Annotated in this window: 20 protein-coding genes; 13 read left to right on the top strand and 7 right to left on the bottom strand. The window is 59.3% G+C overall.

Annotated elements, in window-relative coordinates; genetic code table 11:
- Nucleotides 1-160 precede the first annotated feature (160 nt).
- Entirely contained in the window at nucleotides 161-1,054 is an 894-nt protein-coding gene (locus JK232_RS19025; RefSeq protein ID WP_206602418.1) for a LysR family transcriptional regulator, read from the bottom strand.
- Nucleotides 1,055-1,435: 381 nt separating this feature from the next.
- Between JK232_RS19025 and JK232_RS19020 the strand changes: the two genes are divergently transcribed.
- A complete protein-coding gene (locus JK232_RS19020) occupies nucleotides 1,436-2,722 on the top strand; it encodes an MFS transporter (protein ID WP_425606940.1) in 1,287 nt (428 codons plus the stop codon).
- A 40-nt stretch (nucleotides 2,723-2,762) separates the two neighbouring features.
- On the opposite strand, the gene JK232_RS19015 is transcribed toward JK232_RS19020, so the two are convergent.
- Nucleotides 2,763-3,542, bottom strand: a complete 780-nt coding sequence (locus JK232_RS19015; RefSeq protein ID WP_072929681.1) for an NlpC/P60 family protein — start codon at nucleotides 3,540-3,542, stop codon at nucleotides 2,763-2,765.
- A gap of 367 nt (nucleotides 3,543-3,909) precedes the next feature.
- Here JK232_RS19015 and JK232_RS19010 point away from each other — a divergent pair, with 367 nt between their 5' ends.
- On the top strand, nucleotides 3,910-4,509 hold the full coding sequence (locus JK232_RS19010; RefSeq protein WP_101834068.1) for a nitroreductase family protein: 600 nt from the start codon (nucleotides 3,910-3,912) through the stop codon (nucleotides 4,507-4,509).
- Nucleotides 4,510-4,559: 50 nt separating this feature from the next.
- Here JK232_RS19010 and JK232_RS19005 read toward each other — a convergent pair whose 3' ends face one another.
- Complete coding sequence (locus JK232_RS19005; protein ID WP_246538715.1) at nucleotides 4,560-4,916, bottom strand: hypothetical protein; 357 nt, start codon at nucleotides 4,914-4,916, stop codon at nucleotides 4,560-4,562.
- Between the two features lie 235 nt (nucleotides 4,917-5,151).
- Between JK232_RS19005 and JK232_RS19000 the strand changes: the two genes are divergently transcribed.
- Nucleotides 5,152-6,240 (top strand): iron-containing alcohol dehydrogenase family protein, encoded by a 1,089-nt coding sequence (locus JK232_RS19000; RefSeq protein WP_212589587.1) that lies wholly within the window; start codon nucleotides 5,152-5,154, stop codon nucleotides 6,238-6,240.
- A gap of 271 nt (nucleotides 6,241-6,511) precedes the next feature.
- On the opposite strand, the gene bcsG is transcribed toward JK232_RS19000, so the two are convergent.
- The 3 genes from bcsG to bcsE are packed head-to-tail and all read right to left on the bottom strand — an operon-like array spanning nucleotide 6,512 to nucleotide 9,940.
- Complete coding sequence (gene bcsG, locus JK232_RS18995; RefSeq protein ID WP_101829237.1) at nucleotides 6,512-8,191, bottom strand: cellulose biosynthesis protein BcsG; 1,680 nt, start codon at nucleotides 8,189-8,191, stop codon at nucleotides 6,512-6,514.
- The gene (gene bcsF, locus JK232_RS18990) at nucleotides 8,184-8,381 is read right to left on the bottom strand and encodes a cellulose biosynthesis protein BcsF (protein WP_072929690.1); all 198 of its coding nucleotides are present in this window, start codon (nucleotides 8,379-8,381) and stop codon (nucleotides 8,184-8,186) included. Before bcsF ends, bcsG begins: the two co-directional genes overlap by 8 nt.
- Complete coding sequence (gene bcsE / locus JK232_RS18985) at nucleotides 8,378-9,940, bottom strand: cellulose biosynthesis protein BcsE (RefSeq protein WP_212589586.1); 1,563 nt, start codon at nucleotides 9,938-9,940, stop codon at nucleotides 8,378-8,380. Before bcsE ends, bcsF begins: the two co-directional genes overlap by 4 nt.
- A 186-nt stretch (nucleotides 9,941-10,126) precedes the next feature.
- Between bcsE and bcsR the strand changes: the two genes are divergently transcribed.
- The 7 genes from bcsR (at nucleotide 10,127) to JK232_RS18950 (ending at nucleotide 21,348) form a co-directional block, all read left to right on the top strand.
- Nucleotides 10,127-10,348, top strand: a complete 222-nt coding sequence (bcsR, locus tag JK232_RS18980) for a cellulose biosynthesis protein BcsR (protein WP_072929694.1) — start codon at nucleotides 10,127-10,129, stop codon at nucleotides 10,346-10,348.
- 1 nt (nucleotide 10,349) lies between these two features.
- The gene (bcsQ, locus tag JK232_RS18975; RefSeq protein ID WP_101858336.1) at nucleotides 10,350-11,072 is read left to right on the top strand and encodes a cellulose biosynthesis protein BcsQ; all 723 of its coding nucleotides are present in this window, start codon (nucleotides 10,350-10,352) and stop codon (nucleotides 11,070-11,072) included.
- Complete coding sequence (gene bcsA / locus JK232_RS18970) at nucleotides 11,069-13,693, top strand: UDP-forming cellulose synthase catalytic subunit (protein ID WP_072929698.1); 2,625 nt, start codon at nucleotides 11,069-11,071, stop codon at nucleotides 13,691-13,693. Before bcsQ ends, bcsA begins: the two co-directional genes overlap by 4 nt.
- 8 nt (nucleotides 13,694-13,701) lie before the next feature.
- On the top strand, nucleotides 13,702-15,957 hold the full coding sequence (gene bcsB / locus JK232_RS18965) for a cellulose biosynthesis cyclic di-GMP-binding regulatory protein BcsB (protein ID WP_072929700.1): 2,256 nt from the start codon (nucleotides 13,702-13,704) through the stop codon (nucleotides 15,955-15,957).
- A 2-nt stretch (nucleotides 15,958-15,959) separates the two neighbouring features.
- Nucleotides 15,960-19,463: a cellulose synthase complex outer membrane protein BcsC gene (bcsC, locus tag JK232_RS18960; RefSeq protein WP_212589585.1), complete on the top strand. Its 3,504-nt coding sequence runs from the start codon at nucleotides 15,960-15,962 to the stop codon at nucleotides 19,461-19,463.
- Nucleotides 19,464-19,842: 379 nt separating this feature from the next.
- The gene (locus tag JK232_RS18955; protein WP_212589584.1) at nucleotides 19,843-20,391 is read left to right on the top strand and encodes a PAAR domain-containing protein; all 549 of its coding nucleotides are present in this window, start codon (nucleotides 19,843-19,845) and stop codon (nucleotides 20,389-20,391) included.
- Nucleotides 20,392-20,400: 9 nt separating this feature from the next.
- A complete protein-coding gene (locus tag JK232_RS18950) occupies nucleotides 20,401-21,348 on the top strand; it encodes a DUF6402 family protein (protein WP_212589583.1) in 948 nt (315 codons plus the stop codon).
- On the opposite strand, the gene JK232_RS18945 is transcribed toward JK232_RS18950, so the two are convergent.
- Complete coding sequence (locus JK232_RS18945) at nucleotides 21,345-21,728, bottom strand: hypothetical protein (protein WP_212589582.1); 384 nt, start codon at nucleotides 21,726-21,728, stop codon at nucleotides 21,345-21,347. The genes JK232_RS18950 and JK232_RS18945 overlap by 4 nt on opposite strands.
- Before the next feature lie 1,165 nt (nucleotides 21,729-22,893).
- Here JK232_RS18945 and JK232_RS18940 point away from each other — a divergent pair.
- The 3 genes from JK232_RS18940 (at nucleotide 22,894) to JK232_RS18930 (ending at nucleotide 26,663) form a co-directional block, all read left to right on the top strand.
- A complete protein-coding gene (locus tag JK232_RS18940; protein ID WP_212589581.1) occupies nucleotides 22,894-25,668 on the top strand; it encodes a sigma-54-dependent transcriptional regulator in 2,775 nt (924 codons plus the stop codon).
- 91 nt (nucleotides 25,669-25,759) lie between these two features.
- Nucleotides 25,760-26,179, top strand: coding sequence for a PTS sugar transporter subunit IIA (locus JK232_RS18935; protein WP_072930050.1), 420 nt, complete (start codon nucleotides 25,760-25,762; stop codon nucleotides 26,177-26,179).
- Nucleotides 26,180-26,192: 13 nt separating this feature from the next.
- Nucleotides 26,193-26,663 carry a PTS sugar transporter subunit IIB gene (locus JK232_RS18930; protein WP_072929706.1) on the top strand — a complete coding sequence of 157 codons (471 nt, stop codon included), beginning with the start codon at nucleotides 26,193-26,195 and terminating at the stop codon, nucleotides 26,661-26,663.
- The last annotated feature ends 1 nt before the right edge of the window (nucleotide 26,664 follow it).

The following is a 26,664-nucleotide window of genomic DNA, read 5'->3' as shown; positions in this document are numbered from 1 at the left end:
GAACATAGCATAGAAAAATAAGCTTATGAAATACAAAGATATTATTGGTTTAGGGGAAGGTATTGATGGGGGTGATGAATAAGGTGTACGGGGCCGCTGTATAAATTACATTGAGGATGTTGACTATAGGTGATTACAAAGGGCGCCCCGGCGCCCTTTTTTACGTCTGCTGTTTTTCCAGCCCGGCGGTGACCAGGTTGCGGAAGGCGGCGAGCGCCGGGTTGTCACAATCCTGCCGCCACGCCATGTAGACGTCCGCCACCGCGCCCGCCTGCGGCAGCGGCCGGAAGGTGACGCCCTCCATCCGCAGGGACTGCGCCGACGCCGGGACAATCGCCATCCCCAACCCGGCTTTCACCAGCGCCAGGATAGTGTGGGTCTGGCTCAGGAACTGCACATAACGCGGCAGCACATTGGCCTGGCTGAACAGCGACACAATGCAGTCATAGAAATATTTCCCCTCATTCGGCGAGTACATAATAAACGGCTGCCGGTGCAGCGCCGACAGGCTGAGGGTGGGGGCGGCCGCCAGCGGGTCCGCGGCGGGCAGGGCGATCACCAGCGGTTCACGCAATACCCGCAGGTACTCCAGCGGGAACAGCGGTTGCGGCTGGCGCACAAACGCCACATCCAGCGTGCGCGCCACCAGCGCCTGCACCTGCGCTGCCGACACCATCTCTTTTAAGATCATCTCCACGTCCGGCAGCACCCGGCTGGCCTGGGCGATCAGCGCCGGGATCTGGCTGTAGGCACACACGGCGGTAAACCCCAGCGTCAGCCGCCCGGCCACCCCGGCCGCCACCCGCCGCGCCGAGATCTCCGCCTGTTGGGTAAACGCCAGGATCTGCCGCGCATCACGCAAAAAACTCTCGCCGGAGGCCGTCAGGCGCACCTGCCGGTGGCTGCGGGTCAGCAGCGTGACGCCCAGCGTATGTTCCAGCAGCTGGATCTGGCGGCTCAGCGGCGGCTGGGTCATAAACAGCCGCCGGGCGGCACGGCCGAAGTGCAGCTCTTCCGCCACCGCCACAAAACAACGCAACTGGCTAAGCTCCATGATTCAATTCTTGTATCGGTTGATAGTGTTTCTAACTTAGACCGATATCGATGATGTTTCTATGATGTTAAGTGAATGATAGAAAGATGTTTTAACCGGTAGAGGGTCTGACAGGCCGCCATACCGGGAAACAACCCTAAAAAGCCGTAATAAAAAACACCCTAAAACAACGCTTTATTTTATTTTTTGATAGAACAGTCCCCCTGCCAGCGACGGCATCCAAGGCATAACGCCGCGATCAAGGATGAAAATAACCATGATGATGTGGAGACGACGATGACGACCCCTACCTCTGCCACTTCGCCGGCACAACAGAATCCCCCACGGGCGGCTGTGATTGAGCAGGCGCAGCCGGGCCACTTCCGTTATGTGGTGCTGGCGATGATTTTCCTGATCACCGTGATCAACTATGCCGACCGGGCAACGATGTCGATAGCCGGGACGGAAGTCTCACGCGTGCTGGGCCTCGACCCGATGATGCTCGGACTGGTGTTCTCCGCGTTTGCCTGGGCGTACGCGCTGGGGCAGATCCCCGGAGGCTGGCTGCTCGACCGTTACGGCGCGCGCCGCGTCTACGGTTGCAGCCTGCTGCTCTGGTCGGTGTTTACCATGATGCAGGGCACCGTGGGCTGGTTCGGCGTCACCGGGGTGTATGCCGCGATGGTGCTGTTTGCCATGCGCTTTATGCTCGGGCTGGTGGAGGCCCCGGCGTTCCCGGCCAACTCCCGGATCGTGGCCTGCTGGTTCCCCACCAATGAGCGCGGCACCGCGTCCTCGCTGTTTAACTCCGCGCAATATATGGCGGTGGTGGTGTTTACCCCGCTGATGGCCTGGCTGACGCACGCGCTCGGCTGGGAACATGTGTTTATCTGGATGGGGTCGCTGGGGCTGGCGATCGGCGTGGGCTGGTTTGTGTTCTATAAAGAGCCGCACACCAGCCCGCACCTCGGCAAGGCGGAGCTGGAGCATATCCGCGCCAACGGCGCACTGGTGGATCTGGAGCAGAACCGCCGCCGTGACCGCCGCCGCTTTACCTGGCAGGAGGTGCGGCAACTCTTCACCAACCGCACCTTGTGGGGCATCTATATCGGCCAGTACTGCATTACCGCGCTGAGCTACTTCTTTATCACCTGGTTCCCGATTTACCTGATCAAAGGGCGCGGCATGTCGATCATGGAGGCGGGCTGGGTCGCGGCGCTGCCGGCCATTTGCGGCTTCAGCGGCGGGGTGCTGGGCGGGATGCTCTCCGACTACCTGATCCGCCGCGGGGTGCACCCGTCACCGGCGCGTAAAACCCCCTTTGTGCTCGGCATGTTTATGGCGTCGATGCTGGTGTGGGCGAATGTGGTCTCCACCGACAGCGCGGTGATTGCGCTGATGGCGGTGGCATTCTTCGGCAAGGGGCTGTCCGCCATCGGCTGGGCGGTGATGTCTGACACCGCGCCGGAACAGATGATCGGCCTGAGCGGCGGGGTGTTTAACTGCCTGGGCAACATCGCCGGGATCATCACCCCGGTGGTGATCGGCTACCTGGTGGCGACCACCGGCTCGTTTGAGACGGCGCTGTGGTTTGTGGGGGCGCATGGCCTGCTGGGGATGTTCGGCTATCTGGTGGTGGCCGGGAAATTTGAACGGCTGGTGATTAAGCCACCGGCCGGGAAAGCCTGAACCAGGGCAGGTTGCCGCCACGCAGGCGGCAACCTGGACATCAGGCGAGGATCACAAAATCGCAGTGCTGTACGGACAGCGTACGGGTACAGACGTCAAACCCATTGCCCGACCCCTGATTGTCCGCATTGCCTTCCACCGTCTGGAAGGTGTGGTCCACCCCGTCAAACGCGAGGCCGGTATGCCGCCAGTGGTCCGGCCCCTGTTTCACCAGGAACAACCCAACCTGCGCCACATCGCTCCACGGCGTGTTGCCGCTGTCGATATGCACACCGGGAATAAACCGCCCCTGTTCTCTGGCGCTGCGCGCCAGCGCATCACAACTCAGCGATAACGCCAGCGGCAGCGGGATCTCCTGCACGGCACAGGCCTGGCTCAGCACCACATTCACAAAGCCGGCGCACCACGGGACGCCTTCGCCCTCCTGCCCATTGCAATAGAGCCGCACCCACGGGCCGCGGTTCTGACCGCCCAGTTCAACCGGATGCACGGCCAGATGCTGGCGCGCCACCTTCAGCAGGGTTTCCGGCAGCGTGGTCGAGCGGGCGGGCAGCTTCAGCACCCGCAGCATTGGGGCCACCAGCTGCGCCCAGTCCTCGCTGTTTACCGGCCCGTTATCCTGTAACCCGGCAGATTGCCGGAACGCCGCCAGCGCCCGTTGGGTCGCGGCGCCGAAATCGCCGTCAATCACCAGCCCGTGGCCGTGGAACGTCAGCCACTCCTGCACACGCTTCACCGCCCCGGAGCGCGTATCCTGCGCCACCGGGCCGGGGTAATGGGTTTCCGCCTGGATAACATCAAGAGAAGGGTAATCAGACATGGTGTTTACCTCACTGTAGGGAAAACGCCCCGGCCGGGCCGGGGGCCACTGGGTTAAGTTAAAAACCGGGCCAGATTTGATTAAAAACTAACCGTTTGAGGGTAAGGTAAACCGGATACCTGATAAAAAACAGGCGGGCAGCCCCGTTGCCGGAAGGCACATTGATTGTATTGATAAATTACCCTGATGAATCGGAATTTCCTTAGGTTTATGCGCCCGCCAGGCGCTTTCCCACCCCGGCCGGGGCGGGGTAACTCCCGGTTACCGCACTGATTTTTTGCAATCACCCCGATTCACCCCATACTTGGTTAAGCGCCGCCCCCCCGACGGCGCGCCTCCCTTTACCGTTATCAGCCAGGAGCCAATAATGAGTAATGCGTTTCTTGAATCGATTACCGCCCGCCGCAGTATCTACTCACTGGGCAGTGAGTTGCCCTGTTCCGAATATGAAGTGATAAGCCTGATCACCCAGGCGGTGAAGCTCAGCCCCTCTGCGTTTAACTCCCAAAGCTCCCGCGTGGTGATCCTGTTTGATGAGCAGCACCACCAGTTGTGGGAGATCGTGAAACAGGAACTGAAAAAGATTGTGCCGCCCGATGCATTCTTCACCACGGAGAACAAGATCAGCTCATTTGCTGCCGGGGCAGGCACGGTGCTGTTCTTTGAAGACGACCGCGTGATTGATGATTTGCAAAAGCAATATGCGCTGTACGCCGATAATTTCCCGGTCTGGTCGGAACACTCCACCGGCATCGCGCAGTTCTCGGTCTGGTCGGCGCTGGCGCAGGTGAAAATCGGTGCCTCACTGCAACACTACAACCCGCTGATTGACGAGGCGGTACATCAGCAGTGGCATCTGCCCGCCCACTGGCGGCTGCGCGCCCAGATGCCGTTCGGCAGTATCCTCCAGCCGCCGGGCGAAAAGAGTTATATGGCGGACGAAGAACGTTTCCGTATTTTTAAATAAGGGTAATTTGTTTCATCAGGGATTTATAAAAATCCAATATCATTCATAAATTACTTGCCGGGCGAGCAATAGATCGCAGCCTCCCAATAACCCCGTCCGGCATTTTTCCGTTCCACCCATCCTTGCTGCCGTAACGTGCGGGCAATCAGTCGGTTCATTATGCTGTGCCCCATCAGCAATACCGGGCCATCCCCATGCTCTGCCAGGCTGATCAACCGGGCGGCCGCTGCCTGCGCCCGTTGGTTGGCGGCGAGGCGGGATTCCGCCTGCCTGCTGTAGCCGCAGAGCCAGAGCAGGCGCAACAGCAGTGCCCAATGAAAAGGTGACAGGCGCAGCCCGGCGAGGTGGCGCTGCGGAAGCTCTGCCTCACGAAACAGGTGCTCAACAGCCGGTCTCCGCCTGATCATACTCTTCTGTCCACCGCGCCATTTCCCCGGCGGTAATGTTGTGCGTCGCGTTAAGGCTGGGTTTTCCATGCCGCATCAGAATGATATCCATCGCCTCTCCGGTGATGTCCTGTTAACGAGGCTACCATAAAACCCTTAACTGCCCGCTCCCCAGTGATTTTCCGATGCTGTCTGTTTTTCAGTCAGTGCGTTTTTCAGCCATACTTAACCCGGCAGAATAACCAGGGCGGATGCTATGTATACACACCGGCTGATTTTTCCCGGCAGCGTGCTGCGCGGGCGTGGGGCGATTGCCCATCTGGGGCGGATGTGCGGGCGGCTGGGGCAGCGCGCACTGTTGGTGGGCGGCAAACGGGCGCTGGCGTTTGCTGAGCCGCTGGTGGTGCGCCAGCTGGAAGAGAGCGGCGTCAGTTACCTCGGCAGTGAGTGGTATGGCGGCGAGTGCAGCGAAACGCAGATCCTGCGGCTGTCCGATCTGCTGGAGCGGCACGGGGTGGAAGTGGTGATTGCTGCCGGGGGCGGGCGGGCGCTGGATACCGCCAAAGCCGCGGCCGTGCAGTGCCATATCCCGGTGATGACGCTGCCTACCGTGGCCTCGACCTGTGCGGCAATGACGCCGCTGGTGTTCCGTTACCATGACGACGGCCAGTTCCGCGATATGCAGGCGTTGCCGGAAGGCCCGGCCGCGGCGGTGATTGATGCCGACATCCTGGCGCGCACGCCGCTGCCGGGCTTTGCCGCCGGGCTGGGGGATACGCTGGCAAAATGGTACGAGTACCGCGCCGTGAGCGCAACGCAGGCGAACCAGGCACTGGCGGGGGTGGTGCGCGCCCACAGTGAGCTGTGCCATACGCTGATTGCCGCGCACGCTGCCGATGCCTGTGCCGCCGTGCGGGCCGGGCAGGCCAATGCCGCGCTGGAACAGGTGCTGGATGCGGTGTTCCTCTACGCCGGGCTGACCTCGGTGATGAGCAACGGCGGCCACACCGGCGCGGCCCACGCCCTGTACGAGGGGTTTACCGGCAGCCCACGTACCCGCCATGTGGCGCACGGCCTGCTGGTGGGGTTCGGCAACCTCTGTTTGCTGGCGCTGGAGCAGCGCCATGACCACGAGCTGATTGCCGCCATCGGGCTGGCGCGCGCCGCCGGGATCCCGGCCAGCCTGGAGGAGATCGCCCCCGGCCTGACGCCGCCGGAGATCGCGCCGGTGTTGCAGCGCGCCGTGCGCTCAGCGGACATGGTCAATATGCCGTTCCCGGTGGATGTGCCTCTGTTGCAGGCCGCGATTGACCGGGTGCACCGGCTGGCCGCGCAGGGGGTCTGAGGCGTTGCGTCTCGCCAAAACCGGCGTACAATGGCGCCGGAAAAATTCCCCAAGGAGGGAGAGATGAAAAAGCTGCCGACAGAGAACGTCTCCCGTCTGGGTTTTATGGCTGGAGTCATCTCCGTACCGGAGAATTTTAACGAGCTGGGTGCAGAAGAGATTGCCCTGATGTTTGGGTAAAAATAGCGCCGGTTGAAAGCGTTGCCATGACCTCGTCCATTAAAAAAGCCGGCATTTGCCGGCTTTTTTGTCTTTACACGCCGGGTGGCGCTTATTGCGGGTACGGCACCCAGTCACCGCCGTTCAGCCGGATATAGGGTTTGCCCTGGTACTGCATCACGATGGCGTTGGCATTCTCAGACACCACCGGCGTTTGCGGCAGGTTCTGCGTCAGGGTTGACCAGTCCACGCTCGGCGCGGTGAAGATTTTGCCGTCCACCGAGCGCGCCACCAGCTCCGACACCGCCAGGTAGCTGCTGGGGGTGGTGATGGTCAGCGGCGTGCTCTGGTGCGGGGCCTGCATCCCGAAGAAGCGGATCCCAGCCGGGATGTGGGTAATGCTCGGGCTTGGGATGTCGCGCAGCCCGGACATCTGCATCTTGTCGCCGGTGACCGCCGCGCCGTGCTCCGGCACAAACACCACCATCACTTTCCGGCCCGATTTCTCCAGCTGGTCAAAGAAGGTGTTGAGCTGGCTGAGCAGCGTGGTGGCGCGGGTTTTGTAGTCCGCCGATTTGGTGGAGCCGATAAAGCGGTTGCCGTCGTGCAGCGCAATCAGATTAAAGAACGTGGCGCTGCGCGGGCCTTCCTGTTTGGTACCGAGCCAGCGGTTCAGGATCTCCAGGTCGTTATAGATCGGTTCGCCGTCAAACGAGGTCATCTCATGGCCGATGCCCTGTTGCGACATCAGCGGGGACTGCATGTTGGCCTCTTTGCGCAGGTCATCAATGTAGCCGCCGAAGACGCCGGAGTGGTCCATCATCAGCTGCGAGGTGAAGCCGAGTTTGGCGAGGTTGTCGAACAGGTAGCACTGCTGGCCCGCCGGTTTATAGAGGTCAGCGTGTGACGGCTGGCCGCAACTGGCACGCAGCAGGCGGATAGAGGCCGGGCCGCTGTAGGCAGTGGCGGAGTTGAAGTTGTCAAATTTCACGTCAAAGCGTGACCAGAACGGCGAGCTGTCCTGGCCTACCGCCTGCATATCCGCCCATGCCAGCGAACAGATGTTGATCACCAGAATATCAAACGGCTGGGCATCGGCCGGTAACTGCGCCGGGAAGGCGGTGGCCCGTGCGCGCTCCTGATCGTAAAACTGGTTGAGGTAGGCCGTCAGGTTGGCATTGGTGGGCGGCAGGGTCTGCGCCGGGCCGGCCCCGGCGGCCACCGTGGCGGCACCCGGTGCCGCAGCCGGTGCCGGTGTGCCTGCCGGCGCGGTGGTGACCACGGCAGCCCCCGGTGCAGCGCTGGTCATGCGTTCCGGCAGTACCTGCACCGCCACCAGCCACGCCAGCACACCGACGGTAAAGGTGGTGACGCGCACCCACTGGGAGATAAACAGGTAGGCCACCAGCATCGCAAACGCGATCCCCACCCACTGCCAGTTGATAAAGCGGTCAGCGAGATCCAGCAGGTACCCTGGGCTGAAGCCCGCCACCTGTGTCCCCTCAGACAGGATGGAACGGTAACCCGGCAGCCAGGTGTCATGGTAGAACAACCCCAGCCCGACCGGGATGGCGATAATGTGCCGCCAGCGGTGCAGCCGGGCTGACGGCAGCGGGAACAGCAGGAAGGCCACAAAGATCAGGTTGCTCACCAAATCGAAGTTCAGGTAGCCGTTCCACAGCAGGGCGAACTTCAGCAGGTAATAGTAGTTCCAGGCACCCAGCCCCCGCCAGTGTCGCCACAGGCCGGGTTGGGCGGCAGGCGCGTGCCGCGCGGCAGTATTCTCACTCATGATCGATGGTTTTCTCTTTAGTCGAGCCGTCACGCACCCAGACGCCGGCGGATTTCAGGTAACGGGTAGGGAAGATCCGGGCCTGAAGGCCCTGCCAGAGCCGGGGCAGCGCGGCCCGGCCGGCCCACCCCAGGAAGAAGAAGACAACCGCGGCAATCAGGGAAACCTGGAGAAGATCGGTCATATTCATGGCGCGCCCTCCGTGTGCCCGTGGATGACAGGCAAACTCAGCGGCTGAGGTTGCCGGCGCGGCGGTGCGGCAGGCGCGGCCGGTGGCACCGGGGCGGCGGCCGTGACCGGCAGCGGCGCCTCCTGGGTATCCGGCGCATCCTGCGCGATACGGCTCAGCTGCTCGAGGATGGCGGTGTCCTCATGCCATTCGCGGCGGCTGGTGAAGGCGTCCGTCACCGGCAACTGGAACACGGACTCCAGCGCAATCTCCAGATCCGGCAGGCGGCAGTTGGAGAGGAACAGGTGCAGGTGATGGGCGTCCACCGTCACCAGATCGCCGTCCCGCCGCAGGGTGCAGAGCGACAACGCCTGGCGCGGCAACAGCCCCGGCACCGGCCGCATCGACAGCAAAATGCCTTTGGTGTCCTCCGCCAGCAGGCTGCTGTCGAGCAACGAGCGCACGGTGTCGCAAAAGGCCGGGCGCGCCAGCACGCCGCGTACCTGCAACGGGCGCATCCCGGTAATCAGCCGCTCGACGTCATCCGGCAGGGGGCGGCTGTAACGGCTGCCCTGAATGCCGTCCAGCAGCGTCAGGAAGGTCGACAGCGAGGCGACATGCGGCACCACCAGGTTGGCACCGCATGCCTGCAACAGCTTCTCATCGGTATAACGCAGGCTCACGGTCATCTCACGTACCGCAATCTTCAGGCCGTTGCCGCCCACCAGCCGCACATGGTGGATCTCACGCGCCAGCGCCGGAATGGCCTGGTTGCTGTGCAGGGCAAAGATTAAGGTCGCGGCGTGCAGGGTTTCCCCACGGCGTGCCAGCTGGGCGTTGTCCTCAAACAGCTGCCAGTTGTTCGAGAGCGGCGGTGCGCCCTCCAGCACACTGCGTTCAGCCAGGTACCAGCTGTCATCACTGCCGCGGAAATCCCCGGTGGGCTGGTCATCCTGCAACGCAAACCCGCCTTCCGGCAAGGTACGCAAATTAAAGCGCTGGTTGGTCACCACGCCTTTATCCGCCGCCCACCAGGCAACCTGATAATAGTTATTATCCACCTCGCTGCTGAGCGAGGAAAAGCCAAATAAAAGCCGGTGCTGTGATATTAACGCGCTTTTTATTTTATTTGCCCCGGCGCTGTGGCAAATAATCAAAAGTGTGCTACCGAGCTTATTGACGACGCGCCGCATTGCCTGAAGCCATTGCACAATGGCCTCCTGGCCCAATTCCAGCATCAGGGTGGCGGGGGCGTAATAGATAATTAACCCACCGGGTTTTCTGATTAACCGCGCGGCTTCCAGCGGCAGGCGTAATAACGCGGCTTTCTGGGCCGGCAGGGTAAATAACGGCAGGCGCGCAACCGCCGCGCCGGGCAGGGTGCCGAGCACCTCCCTGGGGGGGGCGCCACTGCAAATCAGCGAAATATCAGTGCCTTGCGCCTGGCTTGCCACCACCTGGCGGCACAGCGCACGCGCATTCTCCTGCGTGTCACTGTTTACCCAGTAAAGGCCGCGCACCTGCATGACCGATAATTCATCCCAAAGCTGTTTAATACCGAAGGGAAATGATAGCGCCATGAAATTTTCTGCTTTATGAAAAGTTTGCGGAGGTAAAAACGGAAAAAACTTATAAATGAGTCTAACATTGCCATTTGTAATCACCAACTTTACGCCTAAAAAATAATGACCCGGTAACCGCGGCCCACGGCGGTTCTCCGGTTTTTTAGCGCCGTCTGGCGTGTTGTCCCGTTTAAGGTAACAGGTATGGATAATAAACATCAGCTTACGTTTCAGCCGGACGCCCCGGCTATTAGTGATGATTTTTATGTGCTGCGAAAGACATTTGAGATCCCCGCATTCCGTTATGTCGATATTTCCCGTGCATCACGTATCCCGGCATTATTGGCCCGCTGGCCGCTGTTGGGGGAATTGAGCGTGCAACCTGACCCAGCCATGCCGCCTGCCGGTGATGGGGAGCCTGTCTGAGATGCCGGTGATTGCCATTCAGGGGGTACGGGGCGGTGCCGGCGGCAGTGCCGTGACGGCCGGGCTGGCCTGGGCGCTGCATCAGCTGGCGGAGTCGGTGCTGGTGGTTGACCTCTCGCCGGATAACCTGTTGCGCCTGCATTTCAATATGCCGTTTACCGACGGACGTGGCTGGGCACAGGCGTTGCACAACAATCAGCCGTGGCAGAACGCCGCCCTGCGCTACAGCGGCCAGCAGGGCACTGTAGCGCTCGACCTGCTGCCGTTTGGCCGGGTGCCGCCGGGGCCATTGCCGGCGCACGTGCCGGACGTCGCTGCGCTCTGCCGTGCCGGGCACTACCAGTGGGTGCTGCTCGACCTGCCCGCCGGGCAGGAAAGCCCGCTTGCGTTGCAGGCGCTGGCGCAGGCTGACCGGCTGTTGCGGGTGGTCACCGCCGAGGGCAATTGCCATGCCCGCCTGCACCAGCAGCCCACCCCGGCCCACAGCGCGCTGCTGGTCAACCAGTTCACCCCGGCCAGCCAGCTCCAGCAGGATATTTTGCTGCTCTGGCAGCAGAGCCTGCCGGGGCTGCTGCCGTTTGTGGTACACCGCGATGAGGCGGTCAACGAGGCGCTGGCCGCCAAGCAGCCGGTAGGGGAATACCGTTCACACAGCCTGGCCGCCAAAGAGATGACGGTACTGGCCAACTGGTGCCTGATCAACCTGAAAGGGGGCGCGGCATGAACCCGTTACGGCTGTTCCTGATGCCGCCGGTGATGGCGGCGCTGCGCGCCCGTTACCAGGATTACCGCCGCCACCGGGCCGGGGTCGCGGCCAGCGCGCTGATGACGCTCTGGGTGGCGCTGGCCTGGCTGGTGCTGAAGCTGGAATCCCCGGTGTGGCAGCCGGTACGCGCCCACCCGCGCCACTGGTTCCCGCATATTGCGCCGCATAAGCCGCAACTGCTGGATGGCCTGCGCTATCTGTTGCAGGCGGGCTGGCTGTTGCTGACGCTGCCGGGGCGGCAGGTACGCACCCCGCGTGAACGGCGGCTGGTGCCAATCTACACCCGCTGGCGGCAACGGATGATTGAGCGGCTCAACCAGTTGCCGGCGCAGATCGGGGCCGGGCGACTGGCCAGAAAGGCGCAGCGGCAGGTCGGGCGGATGCCGCCCCTGCTGCGGCGGGTGCTGTATGGCATCACCTGTGCGCTGGCACTGGTGCTGGCGTGGTTCTGTATCTCCCAGCCGTTCGGCCTGTTTGCCCAGTTCACCTTTGTGCTGCTGCTGTGGGGCATCGCGATGCTGGTGCGCAACATTCCCGGCCGCCTGCCGACTTTGATGCTGATCGTGCTGTCGCTGACCATCTCCTGCCGTTACCTCTGGTGGCGCTATACCCAGACGCTGAACTGGGATGATTCCCTGAGCCTGATCTTCGGCCTGACGCTGCTGGTGGCGGAAACCTACGCCTGGGTGGTGCTGGTGCTCGGCTACTTCCAGACCATCTGGCCGCTGAACCGCAAACCGGCCCCGATGCCGGAGGACATCAGCACCTGGCCGCATGTGGATGTGATGGTGCCGACCTATAACGAAGACCTCAGCGTGGTGCGATCCACCCTGTATGCCGCGCTGGGGATGGACTGGCCCAAAGACAAGCTGGAGGTCTGGCTGCTGGATGACGGCAACCGCCCGGCGTTCCGCGCCTTTGCCGAAGAGATTGGCGTGCGTTATGTCGCCCGGCCTACCCATGAGCACGCCAAGGCGGGGAACATCAATAACGCGCTGAAACAGGCCACCGGCGACCTGGTGGCGATCTTTGACTGTGACCACGTGCCGACACGCTCCTTCCTGCAAATGACCGTGGGCTGGTTCTTCAAGGACAAGAAGCTCAGCATCGTCCAGACGCCGCACCATTTCTTCTCGCCCGACCCGTTTGAGCGCAACCTCGGCCGCTTCCGCCAGGCCCCCAATGAAGGGGCGCTGTTCTATGGGCTGGTACAGGATGGGAATGACCTGTGGGACGCCACCTTCTTCTGCGGCTCCTGTGCGGTTATCCGCCGGAATGTGCTGAATGAGATTGGCGGCATCGCAGTGGAGACGGTCACCGAGGATGCGCACACGTCGCTGCGGATGCACCGCCACGGTTACACCTCCGCCTATATCCGCATCCCGCAGGCGGCCGGGCTGGCAACAGAGAGCCTGTCGTCACATATCCGCCAGCGCATCCGCTGGGCGCGCGGCATGGTGCAAATCTTCCGGCTCGATAACCCGCTGTTCGGCAAAGGGCTGAAGCTCTCGCAGCGGCTCTGCTATGTCAACGCCATGATGCACTTCCTCGCCGGGGTGCCGAGGCTTATCTTCCTGCTGGCCCCGCTGGCGTTCCTGCTGTTCCACGCTTACATCATCTACGCCCCGGCGCTGGCGATTGTGCTCTATGTGTTCCCGCATATGGTACATGCCAGCCTCACCAACTCACGCATCCAGGGCAAGTTCCGCCATTCGTTCTGGAGTGAGATCTACGAGACGGTGCTGGCCTGGTATATCGCCCGGCCCACCACCGTGGCGCTGTTCCGCCCGCATGGCGGGGTGTTTGACGTGACGGCCAAGGGCGGGCTGGTGGAAGAGTCCTATGTGGACTGGAAAATCTCCCAGCCTTACCGGGTGCTGATGCTGCTCAACCTCGCCGGGCTTATTTTTGCGGTCTGGCGGTTCGTCTGGGGGCTGCCGGATGAGCGCTTCACCGTGCTGGTGAGCGTGGCCTGGGTTATCTACAACATGATTATCCTCGGCGGTGCCACGGCAGTGGCGTTTGAGGCGAAACAGGTACGGCAGGCACACCGCGTCGAGATCACGCTGCCGGCCGCGCTGATGCGCCCGGACGGCCATATGTTCCCCTGTACGCTGCGTGATTACTCCGACGGCGGCGTGGGGGTGGAGGTGGACGATGCCGCCGAGCACTTCCGCCGGGGGGAGAGTATTCACCTGCTGCTGCGGCGCGGCGACCAGGAGTTCATCTTCCCCTGTGTGATCACCCGCCAGTTCGGCAACCGGCTGGGGATGCACACCGATAACCTCACCGTGCAGCAACAGATCGATTTTGTGCAGTGCACCTTTGCCCGCGCCGATACCTGGGTTATCCAGGGCGACAGCTTCCCGGAAGACCGGCCGCTGGCCAGTTTGCGGGAGGTGATGGCGCTCGGCATCCGTGGCTATCTGCGGATGGCGGAACACCTGCCGGCGTTTATCCGCCCGGTGGTACAACTCTTTACTTCTCTTTTCGCTGGGGTGCTGTCACTGGTTCCCCGCGGCGTATCGGCTCTACCCGTGGCGCATGGGGCGCAACGGGCAGCGAACTCACCAAGATGATGACACCTATGATGAGACTATTGACCTGTTTTATTGCCGCCCTGTTCAGCCTGAATGCGATGGCCCGGCTTCCGGTAACGCCCCTGGCCGCCTCCCCGGAGACGGTAACCCCGGAGACCGGCAGCGCCCCGGCCCCGGTACGTGACAGGCAGATCGCTTTCCCGCAACTCGCGCCGCCGCCCGGTGCCTTTGTGCTGCGCGGTATCGCCCCGGAAGGGCAGATTGAGTTCGGGGTACGCAGTGACGAGGTAGTGACCCAGGCGACCCTGAACCTCCAGTTTACGCCGTCACCGTCCCTGATCCCGGTGGAGTCCCAGCTGAAGGTCTACCTGAATGACCAGCTGATGGGGGTGGTCGCCATCGGTGCCGATCAGCTGGGTAAACCCAACCAGGCCCAGTTGCCGATCGACCCGCGCTATATCACCGATTTCAACCGGCTGCGGCTGGTGTTTATCGGCCATTATCAGCGTATGTGTGAGAACCCGTCCAACAGCACCCTGTGGGTGGACATCGGGAAAGGCAGCTCGCTGGATCTGCGTTACCAGAAACTGCCGGTGGATAACGATCTCTCCCATTTCCCGGAGCCGTTCTTCGACGCGCGGGATAACCAGCCGCTGACCCTGCCGATGGTGTTTGCCGCCCAGCCCGGCCTCGGGATGCAACAGGCCGCGGCGAAACTCGCGTCCTGGTTCGGTACCCGCGCACAATGGCGCGGACAGCATTTCCCGGTGCTCTACAACCAACTGCCGGAGAGCCATGCGGTGGTGTTCGCCACCAATGACCAACGCCCCGATTTCCTGCGCGCACTGCCGCCGGTCACCGGGCCAACGGTACAGATGATGTCGCACCCCGATAACCCCTATGTGAAGCTGCTGGTGGTGATGGGGCGTAACGATCAGGACCTGGTGCAGGCCGTGACCGGCATCGCCCAGGGGAATGTGTTGTTCCGCGGGCAACAGGTGGCGGTGAATAAAGTCGAGCAACTCGCGCCGCGCCAGCCGTACGACGCGCCGTTCTGGGTACGTACCGACCGGCCGATGACCCTGGGCGAACTGAAAACCTATCCGGAACAGCTCCAGGCCGACGGTATCCAGCCTTACCCGATTGCGCTCAGCCTGAACCTGCCGCCGGATCTGTTCCTGATCCGCAGCTCCGGGATCACCATGCAGCTGAAATACCGCTATACGCCGCCGGAGCTGGCGAACACCTCCCGGTTGAGCGTCCACCTGAATAACCAGTTTGTGCGCGCCTTCACCCTGCAAACCGGCACCCGCGACAGTACGCAACTGCTGCGCCTGCCGCTGCTTGGCCTGTCAGAAGCGGGGCAGAAAGTCTCTATCCCGGCGCTGAAGCTCGGCGCGCTTAACCAGATGCGCTTTGACTTCGAATACACCTCGCTGATTTCCAGCAGCCGTACCGACCGCTGTGAGACCTTTACCAGCGTCAATAACCATGTGGTGGTCGACGACAGCTCTACCATCGACTTCTCCGGCTACCGCCACTTTATGGCCATGCCGGATCTGCGCGCCTTTATCAATGCCGGTTTCCCGTTCAGCCGGCTGGCCGACCTCTCGCAGACGCTGGTGCTGGTGACGCCGCAACCGCAACCGGCACAGCTGACGGCGCTGCTCGATACCCTCGGGCGCATCGGTTCACAGACTGGTTACCCGGCACTGGGGGTGACCATCAGCGATGACTGGGCGAAAGCGAAACAGGCGGATGCCGATATCCTGATGATTGGCGCACTGCCTGCCGACCTGCGCAGCGACAAGTCGATGAGCCTGCTGATGGACGCCACACAAGGCGCGGTGACGCAACCGAAACGGCAATCGCCGCTGCCGGATAACAGCGGGCCGGATGCTGATGCCCAGCCCGACAGCCGTACCACCATCAGCGCCGCTGACCCTGTGGCCGCGCTGGTGGGCGTGCAGTCGCCTTACCATGAGCAACGCAGCATTGTGGCACTCCTGGCAGATTCCACCGCCGGGCAAAGCCTGATGAATGACGCCCTGCAGGACAGCGGCAAACGCGCGGCGGTAAGCGGCTCGGTGGCCGTGGTGCGCGCCTCCGGGGTCAACAGCCTGCGGGTCGGCGATGTTTATTTCGTCGGCCACCTGCCGTGGTGGGAACAGGCCTGGAACATGCTGGCCACCCATCCGGGCTGGCTGGCTGTGATGGCCGCAGTGCTGGTGGTGCTGGTGGCATTGCTGCTGTGGCGTGCGCTGCGCCTGCTGAGCCGCCGTCGCGTGATCTCTGAGGATTAACCATGCGGACTTCTTTTCTGCGGCCGGTTTTGCCGCTGGCCCTGAGCCTGACGCTGATGCCGCTGGCCCAGGCGGTGGAGCAGGCCGTTGCGCCGCCGGCGGCCGGGGCCGTTTCCCCCGAAACCTGGCTGCTGGAGCAGGTACGGCTGGGCGAGGCGACCTTCCAGGACGCCCTGGTGCAGCAGTCCCTGCACCGGCTGGAGCTGATGAGCCCCAACAACCCGCAGGTGATCGCCGCGCACCTGCGGCTGGCGCTGCGCCAGGGCAATGTCCCGCAGGCGCAACAGCAGCTCACCAAATTACAACAGATCGCCCCGGATGCGGCGATCACCCGGCAGTCTGCGGTACTGGTGGCGCTGACCCAACCAACGGGCCGCCAGCAGCTGCAACAGGCGCGGTTGCTGGCGACCGCGGGCAGGCTGGTTGAGGCGCGCGCCGCCTATGACGCCGCCTTTAACGGGCCGCCGCCGGGCACCGATCTGGCGGTGGAGTACTGGCGGCTGGTCGCCCGGCTGCCGCAACAGGCCCCGGAGGCGATCCGGGCGTTGCAGGCACTGGACCAACAGACCCCCGGCAACAGCCAGTTACGGCTGGCGCTGGCGCAGATGCTGTTCAGCCAGAACCAGGAGGACGAAGGCTATGCGATGTTGCAGAAGGCGGCGCAGGATGCCACCGGGCGTGACGCCGCCGGGGAACTTTGGCTGGCCCGTATAAAACAGCAGACCGTGACGCCCCAGAGCCTGGCCGCGCTGGACCGCTACCTCACGGTGTTTGACAGCGGCGCACCGGCCACTGCCGGGCAGCAGGAGCGGGCGCGGCAACAGGCCATGCTGGCTGACCCCAATTATCAGGCGCGGCTGCGCGGGCTGGCACAGGTGGAGGGCGGCAGCGGCAAAGAGGCGATTGCGGCGCTGCAACAGGCGTTACGCGCCTCACCGGACGACCCGGATGTGCTGGGCGCGCTCGGTATCGCCTATGCGCGATCCGGCGACCGGGCGCGGGCGATCACGCTGTTTGAGCAGGCGCAAAAAGTCGATAACAACGGGTTCGAAGGCGACAAATGGATCAGCCTGATTAATTCCAACCGTTACTGGTTGCTGATTGAGCAGGGCGACAAGGCGTTACAGGCGAAAGACATCGCCGGGGCGGAGCGCGCCTACCAGCAGGCGGTGCCGCTGGAGAAAGAGGACCCTTATGCCACGCTGGGGCTGGGTGATGCCGCGCTGGCCCGCAACGATCCGGCCGCCGCAGAGCGCTATTATCAGCAGGCGCGGCGCATTGACCCGGCCAATGAAGGCGCGGTGCGCGGGCTGACCAACGTTTACCTGCAACAGTCCCCGGAGAAGGCGCTGGCGTTTATCAATGGCTTGTCGGCGGCGCAGCGCAAACCGCTGGCCGACACCCTCAACCGGTTGCAGGGCGATATACTGAGCGCGAAGGCCGATCAGTTCAGTCAGCAACAGCAGTGGCGTGAGGCGGCTGCCGCCTATGGTGAAGCCCGGCGTTATGTGCCGGATGACGTCTGGCTGGCGTACCGGCAGGCCGGGGCGCTGCGGCAGATCGGGCAGGGTGCGGAGGCGGACCGGCTGTTCCGTGATTTCATGGCTGCCCATCCGCCCGGCGAACAGCAAAACTATGCGTACGCGCTCTATCTCTCCGGCCAGGATCAGGATGCACAGGCGCTGGCGACCCTCAACCGCCTGCCGCGCGCCCAGTGGTCACAGAACATGAAGGAGCTTGAACAGCGGCTGCAACAGCAACAGACGCTAAATCGCGCCCTGGCACTGCGTGCCGCAGGCAACCGGGCGGCGGCCGAAGCCCTGTTACGCAGCCAGCCGCGCCAGACCGCCATTGACCTCACGCTGGCTGACTGGGCGCTGGAAGATGGGGACTACGCGGCTGCCCGCCAGGGCTATCAGGCGGTGCTTACCGCTGACCCTGCCAATCTGGATGCGCAACTGGGGCTGACGGATGTGGCGGTGGCGCAAGGTGACAACGTCACGGCGCGTACCCAGCTACAGCAGCTGGAGAGCCGCCCGGCAGACACCCTGACCCTTAACCAGCAGCGCCGCATCGCCACTGCCTGGCAGGCCGTGGGCGAGCCGCAACGTGCCGCCCGGCTGCTGACGGCGCTCAAACCGGCTGCCCGGCAGGCGGAGCCGGGGCTGACCCCGGCGCTGATCTTCCGGGACAGCGCCCGTATTGAACAGCAGCAGGGGCAGTATGCACTGGCGCGCGAGGATTACGGGCTGGCAATGGTCGCCAGCGGGATAACGCCCGCGGTGCCGCAAGACAATGACAGCTACACCCGGCTGACGCGCAACCAGGCCACGGATGACTGGCTGAAACGCGGCATCCGTGCCGATGCAGCAGACGCATACCGCCAGCAGGACGTCACCTTTACCCTCGACCATGACAACTCCGCCTCCAGCGGCACGCCGGGGTATTCCGATTTCAGCGCCAACACCACCATGGCGCAGGCCGATATGCCGCTCTATGGCGGCCACGCGTTTTTACGCAGCGACTATGTGCACATTGATGCCGGCACCTTTGAGACCAGCGACGGCAGCTACAGCGAAGATTTCGGGACCTGTTCCAGCGTCGCCTGTACCACCGACAGAAGCCAGACCGCCAGCGGCGCGAGCATTGCCGCGGGCTGGCGTAACGACCGCTGGAACGCCGACATCGGCACCACGCCGCTGGGCTTCGAGGTGGTCGACTGGGTGGGCGGCATCAGTTACAGCGGTGACTGGCGGCAGATTGGCTGGACGGCCACCGCCTCCCGCCGGCCGATCTCCAGCTCGCTGCTGGCGTTCGCCGGGGCCAAAGACCCGAACACCGGCACCACCTGGGGCGGGGTACGCGCCACCGGCATCAGCCTGAGCGGCAGTTACGATCAGGGCGAGGCGAACGGCGTCTGGAGCGATCTCAGCGTCCACCAGATCACCGGCAAAAACGTCGAGGACAACCAGCGTGAACGCCTGATGGCCGGTTACTACTACAAGGTGATTAACGAGGACAACCGCCGCGCCACCATTGGCCTCAACAGCATGTTATGGCATTACCAGAAGGATCTCAGCGGTTACTCGTTGGGACAGGGTGGTTACTACAGCCCGCAGCAATACTTCTCCCTGGCGGTGCCGGTGAACTATCGCCAGCGCACCGAGAACTGGTCATGGCAGCTGGGCGGGTCGGTATCGTGGTCACGCTCGAAAACCGAGAGCCAGCGCCGCTACCCGCTGGGCGGGCTGATTCCCACCGCCTACACCAACCGGGATGACGTCAGCGAGGGCAGCAGCAGTACCGGCATCGGTTACACGTTGCAGGCGCAGCTTGAGCGGCGGCTCACTTCCCACTGGACGCTGGGCGCCGGGGTTGATATCCAGCAGGCCGAGGATTACACCCCGAGCCATTTCCAGATCTATCTCCGTTATTCCGTCGGCGGCTGGCAAGGGGATCTGGATACTCCGCCACAGCCTTTGACACCGTATGCGGATTTTAAATAACAACAGGCGCTGAAAGGCGCCTTGCTTATACATCCTAAGGAATCCGTAATAATCTCTATTTTTAGTTACAGCATACTAACAATGCATTATAACTCTCACCTGTTACTTATGATGGTAAAAAAGGGCGCCAATAACCAGAGGGATAAGACCCGCAAATGAAATCGGGCTTTATTAAGGAAACCCGTAAATAGAACCCGTAACGTTATCTACTAATAACAAAAATGTTATTCATAAAGTCCTTTAGGAAATGATCTGCATCAAGAAGAAGGCGATATTGTCGGGTAGGATAAAAATGGTTATATGAAAAATTAATGTCTGATCTGCGGAAAATGAAACATGATTTATGGAAAAGCTGAATTAAAAATTGAAGGGAAGTTATATGAAAAGAAAGGCAATATGGACAGGTGATACCACCTCTCATGGCGGAACCTTACATGAAGGTCATGCCCAGTACACTTACAATAACAGCAACCGGGCGGTATTGGTCGGGCATAAGTTCTGGTGCCCACAATGCTGCTGCTGGTCTGAATTTATTGAAGGTTGCTCAAAAGGAAATATTTTTGGGGCAAAGCGTGTCATGCAAGGACATCGTGCAACATGCGGTGCCACGGCTATTCATACACAAGGAATTCACCATACCTGTGAATGTGATTGCGAAAGCGCGGAAGCCAGGGAACGAACTAAAGACGCAGAATCCCGCCAGTCTGCCAGACAGAATCAGGAAGAGGGGGGGTATTCTCATACTTTTAGTATTCATCACCATAGTGAAAAGCCTATTAACTATCTGGTATTCAGTGAGCAATCTTTATTGGATATGGGCAGTGCAGTGTTAAGTCCTTATAGTGGTGCTACATTAACGAAAATAAAAACCGGAGAGAGTGAGAAGGTTTACATTGCATTACAGGCACCAAAGCCTTTGCTTAAATGAGGAGGGAATATGGCAATAAAAATTCCTTATTACGGGAGTCTGTTATCAGACACCTACTTTCTTATGCAATCTGATAAAACACGACGGGATGATGTTAACTCATCATCTAATGTTACATTACAGCCTATGGAAATAACGGCCATATCGCATGCAATGCATAAAATGGGGTGGAAACGGGCTGCTAAATTTATGGAAAGATGGCTGACAACGCCCGCCTGGAAATGCCCAGATGCATGGAAAGAGGGCTCAGCATTACCACCATCACTTTATATCCCTGATCAGCATTGTGATGATGAAACAATAACTATGTCATGGCTGATGCAATATTCCCATGCAAAAGAAGCCAGAGAAGAGCTTTTGAGCAAGCGGGCTTTCTCTCAGGCAGGAATGAGTCAAACAGCAAAAAGGCTTAAAATGCTTGGTTGGCAAGGGAAAGGCTCTTATACTTTTGGAAGAAGAAATATTTTTGGCCGACCTGATATGTCAGCAAGAGAAGTAGAACAATATTACCAGAATAACTATATTGCTGTTGCAGATAATATACTTACTCACGTTTTATTTGATACGCTTGATGATGTTTATGGGGCATTAGGCACCTACAGTTTAAAGTCTACAGTCATTGGTACTGCATTCAGAGGTACAGATAATAAAATATATTTACAATCTGATTACGTTGGTGTTTATGTGAAAGATTATTACGATTTCAATAATAATAGGTTAGATCAAAGTCTAGGATTTTGGACTGAAGATGGGATTTTAGTACGCTCAGAATCTCTTATGTCTAAAGTAAGAGGCAATACAATATACAAGGGTAATAAGTTAAAAAAAGTATCAGAGTTTCATAACTCTGACTTTCTGAAGTATCGTGAGAAAACTAATAAAGGTGGTGATTTTATCGTCTTCTCCGATGTCATGTGGATCAAGCATGAGGGGATATACCCTATCCCTTGGGATTAACCAATAATGGGATGAACAATATTATCAACCAGATACCATAAAAAATAGAAACTTGAAATATAAAAGCAGAGCAGGCAATAAAGGAACCTTGATTTTATCGCCTGTTTCTTAAGCACCAATGCACAGAAAAAAAGCATATAGAGAATGATACCTCCCCAGGAGGGCAGTATAGTATTCAGAGGAAGTGCGCCAGAAAGCGCTCCTCGATAGGGGAACAGGTAAATATAGGCGAGTGCAGGTGAAACAAGAAGAATCAGCGGAAAGAGTAACGTATAGAAATTCCCAAAGCGGGGAAGTCTCGTTATCTTCGTGAAAGCTTCACATCCCACCCAGGCAATAAGACTGCCAACGATTAGTGCGATAATATTTGCAAAATACATGCTTAAATTCCTTTTTCTGATGCCGCTATTTAACCCTATTTGCAGGGTGTAAATCTTTTTTCTCCTTGATAGGCATGTGAGCCACTGCACATAATCTACACGTCAGATCGATTTTAACATTCCATTATTAATTACAACATTCTATTCACTTACCACATCTGACAGTGCCTCCGATTAGCCCAATCTCTGGGATAAGAAAATCATCCTCTATAACAGCCTGACAGCCCAAAAAGCGGGCAGGAAGCGGGCAGGGTGCGCGTAAACGCGGCGGATTGATGGAAATACCGGCATATTTTTATCGGCCAGCGCCATCCATCGCCTGAAAACAGGCTTTTTCGGCGTGCGTTACGCCAATTCTGCTGGGGTTTTGGGTGCCGCCTATTGGCAGATTTCACGTAGCGCGATCGGCATTCCGGGTGTTTTACTTAACGGGATATCACCAGGCATATGGACTGGCGACGTCCAAGATAAAAGCAGCCTGCGTTACGGCGTCAGGTAATGAAGAAAAAACGTGTCGCGGGCGTTATTGCAAAACCTCAGGGGAACAGGCCGGAGATTATCTGTGCCGGTTATCCTGGAGAACCTGAACCAGGCGGACGTTAAAGCATGGTGTTGTTACGTTGCGGCATGGAAACATCGCAAGCGCAGTGGGTCTAGAGCATATAGAACGTCTCGGCTATGCAGGGTGTCGCTGAGGGCATCGATCCGTAAGTGCACGTGGCCAGAAACGCCGGCCATCAGAATAATAATGCCAGAATACGTGACAACGTCACTGAGGAGTTTGCTGCAAAGATTGCTGCATAGTGTGATCCTGAAAATTGCCCTCTGAGCCAGGTTAACCCGTGTCGGATTCATGATAAGCCCATGATGGCAAAGGCCAAACAGCCGGGACTGCCGTAGCGTTACTAAGGTGCACATAATGTATATTATGTTAAATAAGGTATTTGCCTCCCGCTAGATCAGGATACCTGATTACTCCCTGGCTGCCTGTTGTCCCCCCATACCCCTGCATGGTTCTGAACTTTTCTCTGGCCCGGTGGCTCTGTCTCATCCCTTCCCTTTTGTGCGCCTGCCCGCAAAAAGCCAAATCTTATGGCCGCAGTGCATGGACGGCCCGGCTTTCACGGCATGATGTCCGGTGACGTATTCACTCAAGGACACTGCCATGCGCAAAGATGATCTGCTGACCTTCCTGATGAACCAGACTGATTTCTTTAATCCCGCCGATCGCAGCGAGGTGTTTACCGCGGCCTACCTGGCCCGGCGTTTTGGATTGCAACGCAATACCGCCAGCCACTACCTGAATCAATGTGTGGCTCAGGGCTTGCTGATTAAGGTCAACACCCGTCCGGTTTACTTCCTGCACCGCCAGGCGTTTGAGCAACAGTTTTACCCGCTGTCGAAACCGGCGTATGCAAGTATGGAGGAACTGCTGGCCGACAACCAACAGCCGCCCGCAGTACATGACCATTTTGCGCTGCTGATCGGCTATGACGGCTCGTTGAAAAAGCCAATCGAACAGCTTAAAACCGCCCTGTTCTATCCGGATGGCGGCCTGCCGTTGCTGATCACCGGTGACAGCGGCACCGGCAAAAGTTACCTCGCGCAGCTGATGCACCATTACGCCATCAGCCAGGCACTGATTGAGCCGGACGCGCCCTTTATTACCTTTAACTGTGCACAATATGCCCACAACCCGGAGCTGCTGGCCAGCAACTTGTTCGGGTATATAAAAGGTGCGTTTACCGGCGCAGTCACCGACAAACCGGGGGCGTTTGAAGCCGCCCACGGCGGGATCTTATTTTTGGATGAAGTACACCGGTTACATGCCGAAGGCCAGGAGAAACTCTTTACCTGGCTCGACCGGGGCGAAATCTATCGCGTCGGGGAGACCGCCCGCGGCCATCCGGTCTCGGTCAGGCTGATTTTTGCCACCACTGAAGAGATCCACAGCACCTTTTTAACCACGTTTATACGCCGTATCCCTATCCAGGTGGTGCTGCCGGCGCTGGAGAGCCGGGGCCGGAAAGAAAAAGAGAGGCTGATCCTGCAATTTTTCTGGCTGGAGGCGAAAAAAGTCGCCCGGCGCTTAAGCCTCAGCCCGCGCCTGCTGTCAGTAATGACGCACTATGTCTATCGCGGCAATGTGGGGGAATTAAAAAACAGCGTGAAATATGCGGTGGCCTCCGCCTTCGCCACACAGAACAGCCGGGATGCATTGCGGATCTCGATTCATGACCTGCCGGAAACGCTGATGGCGCACATCCCGGCACTCAACGATATGCCTACCGGCAACGCCGGGGATATTGTGCTGGATCAGGAGACCCACCAGCCCTGGCTCCTGCATCACCACGACCCGCTGACCCTGCTGATCGGCGATACCCAGCGCACCATCCTGACACAGTTTGATGGGTACCGCGCCGGGCACACCGGGTGGGAGGCGTGTGAAAAGCGTATCGGCCATGAGATCGACATGCTGTTTGACCGGCTGGTATTTGATAACCGTGACCGCAGCCACTCCCAGATGCTGTTGCTGACCACCAGCCAGGTGCGTGATGAGTTCTACCGGCTGGAGAAAAGTTACCATATCCACTTCAACGGCAATGGCATCTACGCCCTCGCCCACTACCTGACCCACTGCCCCCATGGCGCCCCGCCCCCGGCGCAGGTTGAATTGTGCCGCCAGTTCACGGCCTGGCTGGGGCAGAAATACCCGTTGCTGACGCTGTTCGGGCAGGAGGTGCTGGCCGCCGTGGCACGCAGGCTGGATATCCAGACACAACCTGTTGATCTGGTTATGCTTATCCTGTGGCTTAACAACCTCGGTGTACAGAACAATGCGCTGGTAACCAAAGCCGTGATCCTGGCGCATGGTTACGCGACCGCCAGCAGCATCGCCAACGTCGCCAACCGGTTACTCAAGCAGAATGTGTTTGAGTCATTTGATATGCCGCTGGATGTGACGCCGGAAGCGATCGCCCAGGAAGTCATGGCCTATCTGGCACGTAACCCCCTGGCTGCGAGCCTGATGATCCTGGTGGATATGGGCTCGCTGACCGACATCCACCGCTACTTTACCCACGCCCTCACGACGCCGGTGGCCATCATTAATAATGTCTCAACCCGGATGGCGCTGTATGTCGGCGAACGTATCCTGCACGGCGACCCTCTGGAGGAGATTGCCGCGCAGGTCACGGGCGATCTGCCCATTGAGCAACAGATCATCTGGCCATGCCGCAATAAGCCCAGGGCGATTATCACGACCTGCGCCACCGGCATCGGGGCCGCCACCAACCTGAGTACCCTGCTGAAAGCGAGTATCCCGGCAGAGCTGGCGATTGATGTCGTGGCGTATGAGCATGACGTTTTGACGGATGCCGACCGGCGGGCCGCGATCTTCTCCCGCTTTGAGGTGCTGGCTATCGTCGGCACGCTGGACCCGCAACTCCCCGCTATCCCTTACCTGTCGCTGGAGACGCTGATTGCCGGCCGGGGCGGCGACATCGTGATGGGGATTTTCCGTGGTTTGGTTGACCCGGAAGGCGTCGCTGAGATTAACAACCTGATCATTAAGAATTTTTCACTGCGGCGGGTCATTGAGTCCGTCACCATTCTGGATACCGGGAAAGTGATTAATCAGGTGGAGCAGTTCTTTATGCGTTATGAGCACCTGACCGGGATGCAGATCGCGAATGATAAGAAAGTCGCGCTCTATATCCATATCAGTTGCCTGATCGAGCGGCTGATCCGCCAGGCGGCGATTCAGTCCTGGCCGGTGAACCGTGAACAGTGTCAACGTCGTTACCTGATTCCGCTGCGGGAGGCCTTTAGTGTCATTGAGGGCAGTTACAGTGTCAATATTCCCGACGCTGAGCTTTATTACGTGCACGATATTCTCAATAGTGCGACGGAATTTATTCAATACGATCAGGAGTTTTAACTGCTGGTGCCCGCCTGCCCCGCACGCCGACACTTTATCTGGCATGGGGGTTGCAATAATGCTGTTAAGCCATGTCTATGTTGAGGTCAGGATGAAACGTCACTATGTATTTGCCAGCCACGGCCGCTTTGCTGAGGGAATATTGCATTCTGTCGAACTTATTTTAGGTAAACAGGCAAATATCCATACGCTGTGCGCCTATCTGGAAGAAGAGGATGTCACCGCGCGTATTGATGCGTTAATGAACGCGTTTAGCCAGGAGGATGAGGTCATCATTCTGACCGATATTTTCGCCGGCAGTATTAATAATGAATTTATCCGCTTTATTCACCGCCCCCAGGTTCATTTAGTGGCCGGAATGAATTTACCCCTGATTATTGAGATGTTGATTGCGCCCCCCGGCGGGGACACCGCAGCGTTAATTGAGGAATCGTTGAACAATGCGCGGGAAAGCATCCAGTACTGCAACCAAACCCTTCATTCTGTTGAGTTAACTGACCGGGATTTTTAACCAGGAGAGCCACATGATCACACTGCTGCGGGTCGATCACCGTTTATTACATGGTCAGGTCGCTTTTTCATGGACCCAGTATATCGGGGCCGACTGCATCCTGATTGCCAATGACAGCGTGCCCAATGATGAATTACGCAAGACCACCATTAAGCTGGCCAAACCCCCGTCGGTAAAACTGGTGATCAAAACGATTGCTGACGCGGCAGAGGCATTAAAAAGCGGCGTCACGGATAAATACCGCCTGTTTATTGTGGTTGAATCCGTCAGGGATGCCTGGCGGCTGGCGAAAGCGTTCCCTGATATTACCAGCATTAACCTGGGCGGCGTAAAAGCCAGGGAAGGAAGCCGGACAATTTCAAAGGCGATTAATTTATTGCCGGAAGAGATTGCCCAACTGAATGAATTAATCCAGGCGGGCACGGAAGTGGAAATCCGGCAGGTGCCCAATGACCGGAAAATGTTATTTAACGAGTGTGTCTGAT

Origin of the sequence: Nissabacter archeti, assembly GCF_018257325.1 — a bacterium.
In the GTDB taxonomy this organism is placed as follows: domain Bacteria; phylum Pseudomonadota; class Gammaproteobacteria; order Enterobacterales; family Enterobacteriaceae; genus Chimaeribacter; species Chimaeribacter arupi.
Note: the sequence above shows the minus strand (reverse complement) of the source record. Positions and strands in the feature narration are given on the sequence as shown.

Bases quoted from the DNA above. Each gene is read 5' to 3' on its own strand.
- JK232_RS19025 (WP_206602418.1), bottom strand. From the start codon at position 1,054: ATGGAGCTTAGCCAGTTGCGTTGTTTTGTGGCGGTGGCGGAAGAGCTG.
- JK232_RS19020 (WP_425606940.1), top strand. From the start codon at position 1,436: ATGATTTTCCTGATCACCGTGATCAACTATGCCGACCGGGCAACGATG.
- JK232_RS19015 (WP_072929681.1), bottom strand. From the start codon at position 3,542: ATGTCTGATTACCCTTCTCTTGATGTTATCCAGGCGGAAACCCATTAC.
- JK232_RS19010 (WP_101834068.1), top strand. From the start codon at position 3,910: ATGAGTAATGCGTTTCTTGAATCGATTACCGCCCGCCGCAGTATCTAC.
- JK232_RS19005 (WP_246538715.1), bottom strand. From the start codon at position 4,916: ATGATCAGGCGGAGACCGGCTGTTGAGCACCTGTTTCGTGAGGCAGAG.
- JK232_RS19000 (WP_212589587.1), top strand. From the start codon at position 5,152: ATGTATACACACCGGCTGATTTTTCCCGGCAGCGTGCTGCGCGGGCGT.
- bcsG (WP_101829237.1), bottom strand. From the start codon at position 8,191: ATGAGTGAGAATACTGCCGCGCGGCACGCGCCTGCCGCCCAACCCGGC.
- bcsF (WP_072929690.1), bottom strand. From the start codon at position 8,381: ATGAATATGACCGATCTTCTCCAGGTTTCCCTGATTGCCGCGGTTGTC.
- bcsE (WP_212589586.1), bottom strand. From the start codon at position 9,940: ATGGCGCTATCATTTCCCTTCGGTATTAAACAGCTTTGGGATGAATTA.
- bcsR (WP_072929694.1), top strand. From the start codon at position 10,127: ATGGATAATAAACATCAGCTTACGTTTCAGCCGGACGCCCCGGCTATT.
- bcsQ (WP_101858336.1), top strand. From the start codon at position 10,350: ATGCCGGTGATTGCCATTCAGGGGGTACGGGGCGGTGCCGGCGGCAGT.
- bcsA (WP_072929698.1), top strand. From the start codon at position 11,069: ATGAACCCGTTACGGCTGTTCCTGATGCCGCCGGTGATGGCGGCGCTG.
- bcsB (WP_072929700.1), top strand. From the start codon at position 13,702: ATGATGAGACTATTGACCTGTTTTATTGCCGCCCTGTTCAGCCTGAAT.
- bcsC (WP_212589585.1), top strand. From the start codon at position 15,960: ATGCGGACTTCTTTTCTGCGGCCGGTTTTGCCGCTGGCCCTGAGCCTG.
- JK232_RS18955 (WP_212589584.1), top strand. From the start codon at position 19,843: ATGAAAAGAAAGGCAATATGGACAGGTGATACCACCTCTCATGGCGGA.
- JK232_RS18950 (WP_212589583.1), top strand. From the start codon at position 20,401: ATGGCAATAAAAATTCCTTATTACGGGAGTCTGTTATCAGACACCTAC.
- JK232_RS18945 (WP_212589582.1), bottom strand. From the start codon at position 21,728: ATGTATTTTGCAAATATTATCGCACTAATCGTTGGCAGTCTTATTGCC.
- JK232_RS18940 (WP_212589581.1), top strand. From the start codon at position 22,894: ATGCGCAAAGATGATCTGCTGACCTTCCTGATGAACCAGACTGATTTC.
- JK232_RS18935 (WP_072930050.1), top strand. From the start codon at position 25,760: ATGAAACGTCACTATGTATTTGCCAGCCACGGCCGCTTTGCTGAGGGA.
- JK232_RS18930 (WP_072929706.1), top strand. From the start codon at position 26,193: ATGATCACACTGCTGCGGGTCGATCACCGTTTATTACATGGTCAGGTC.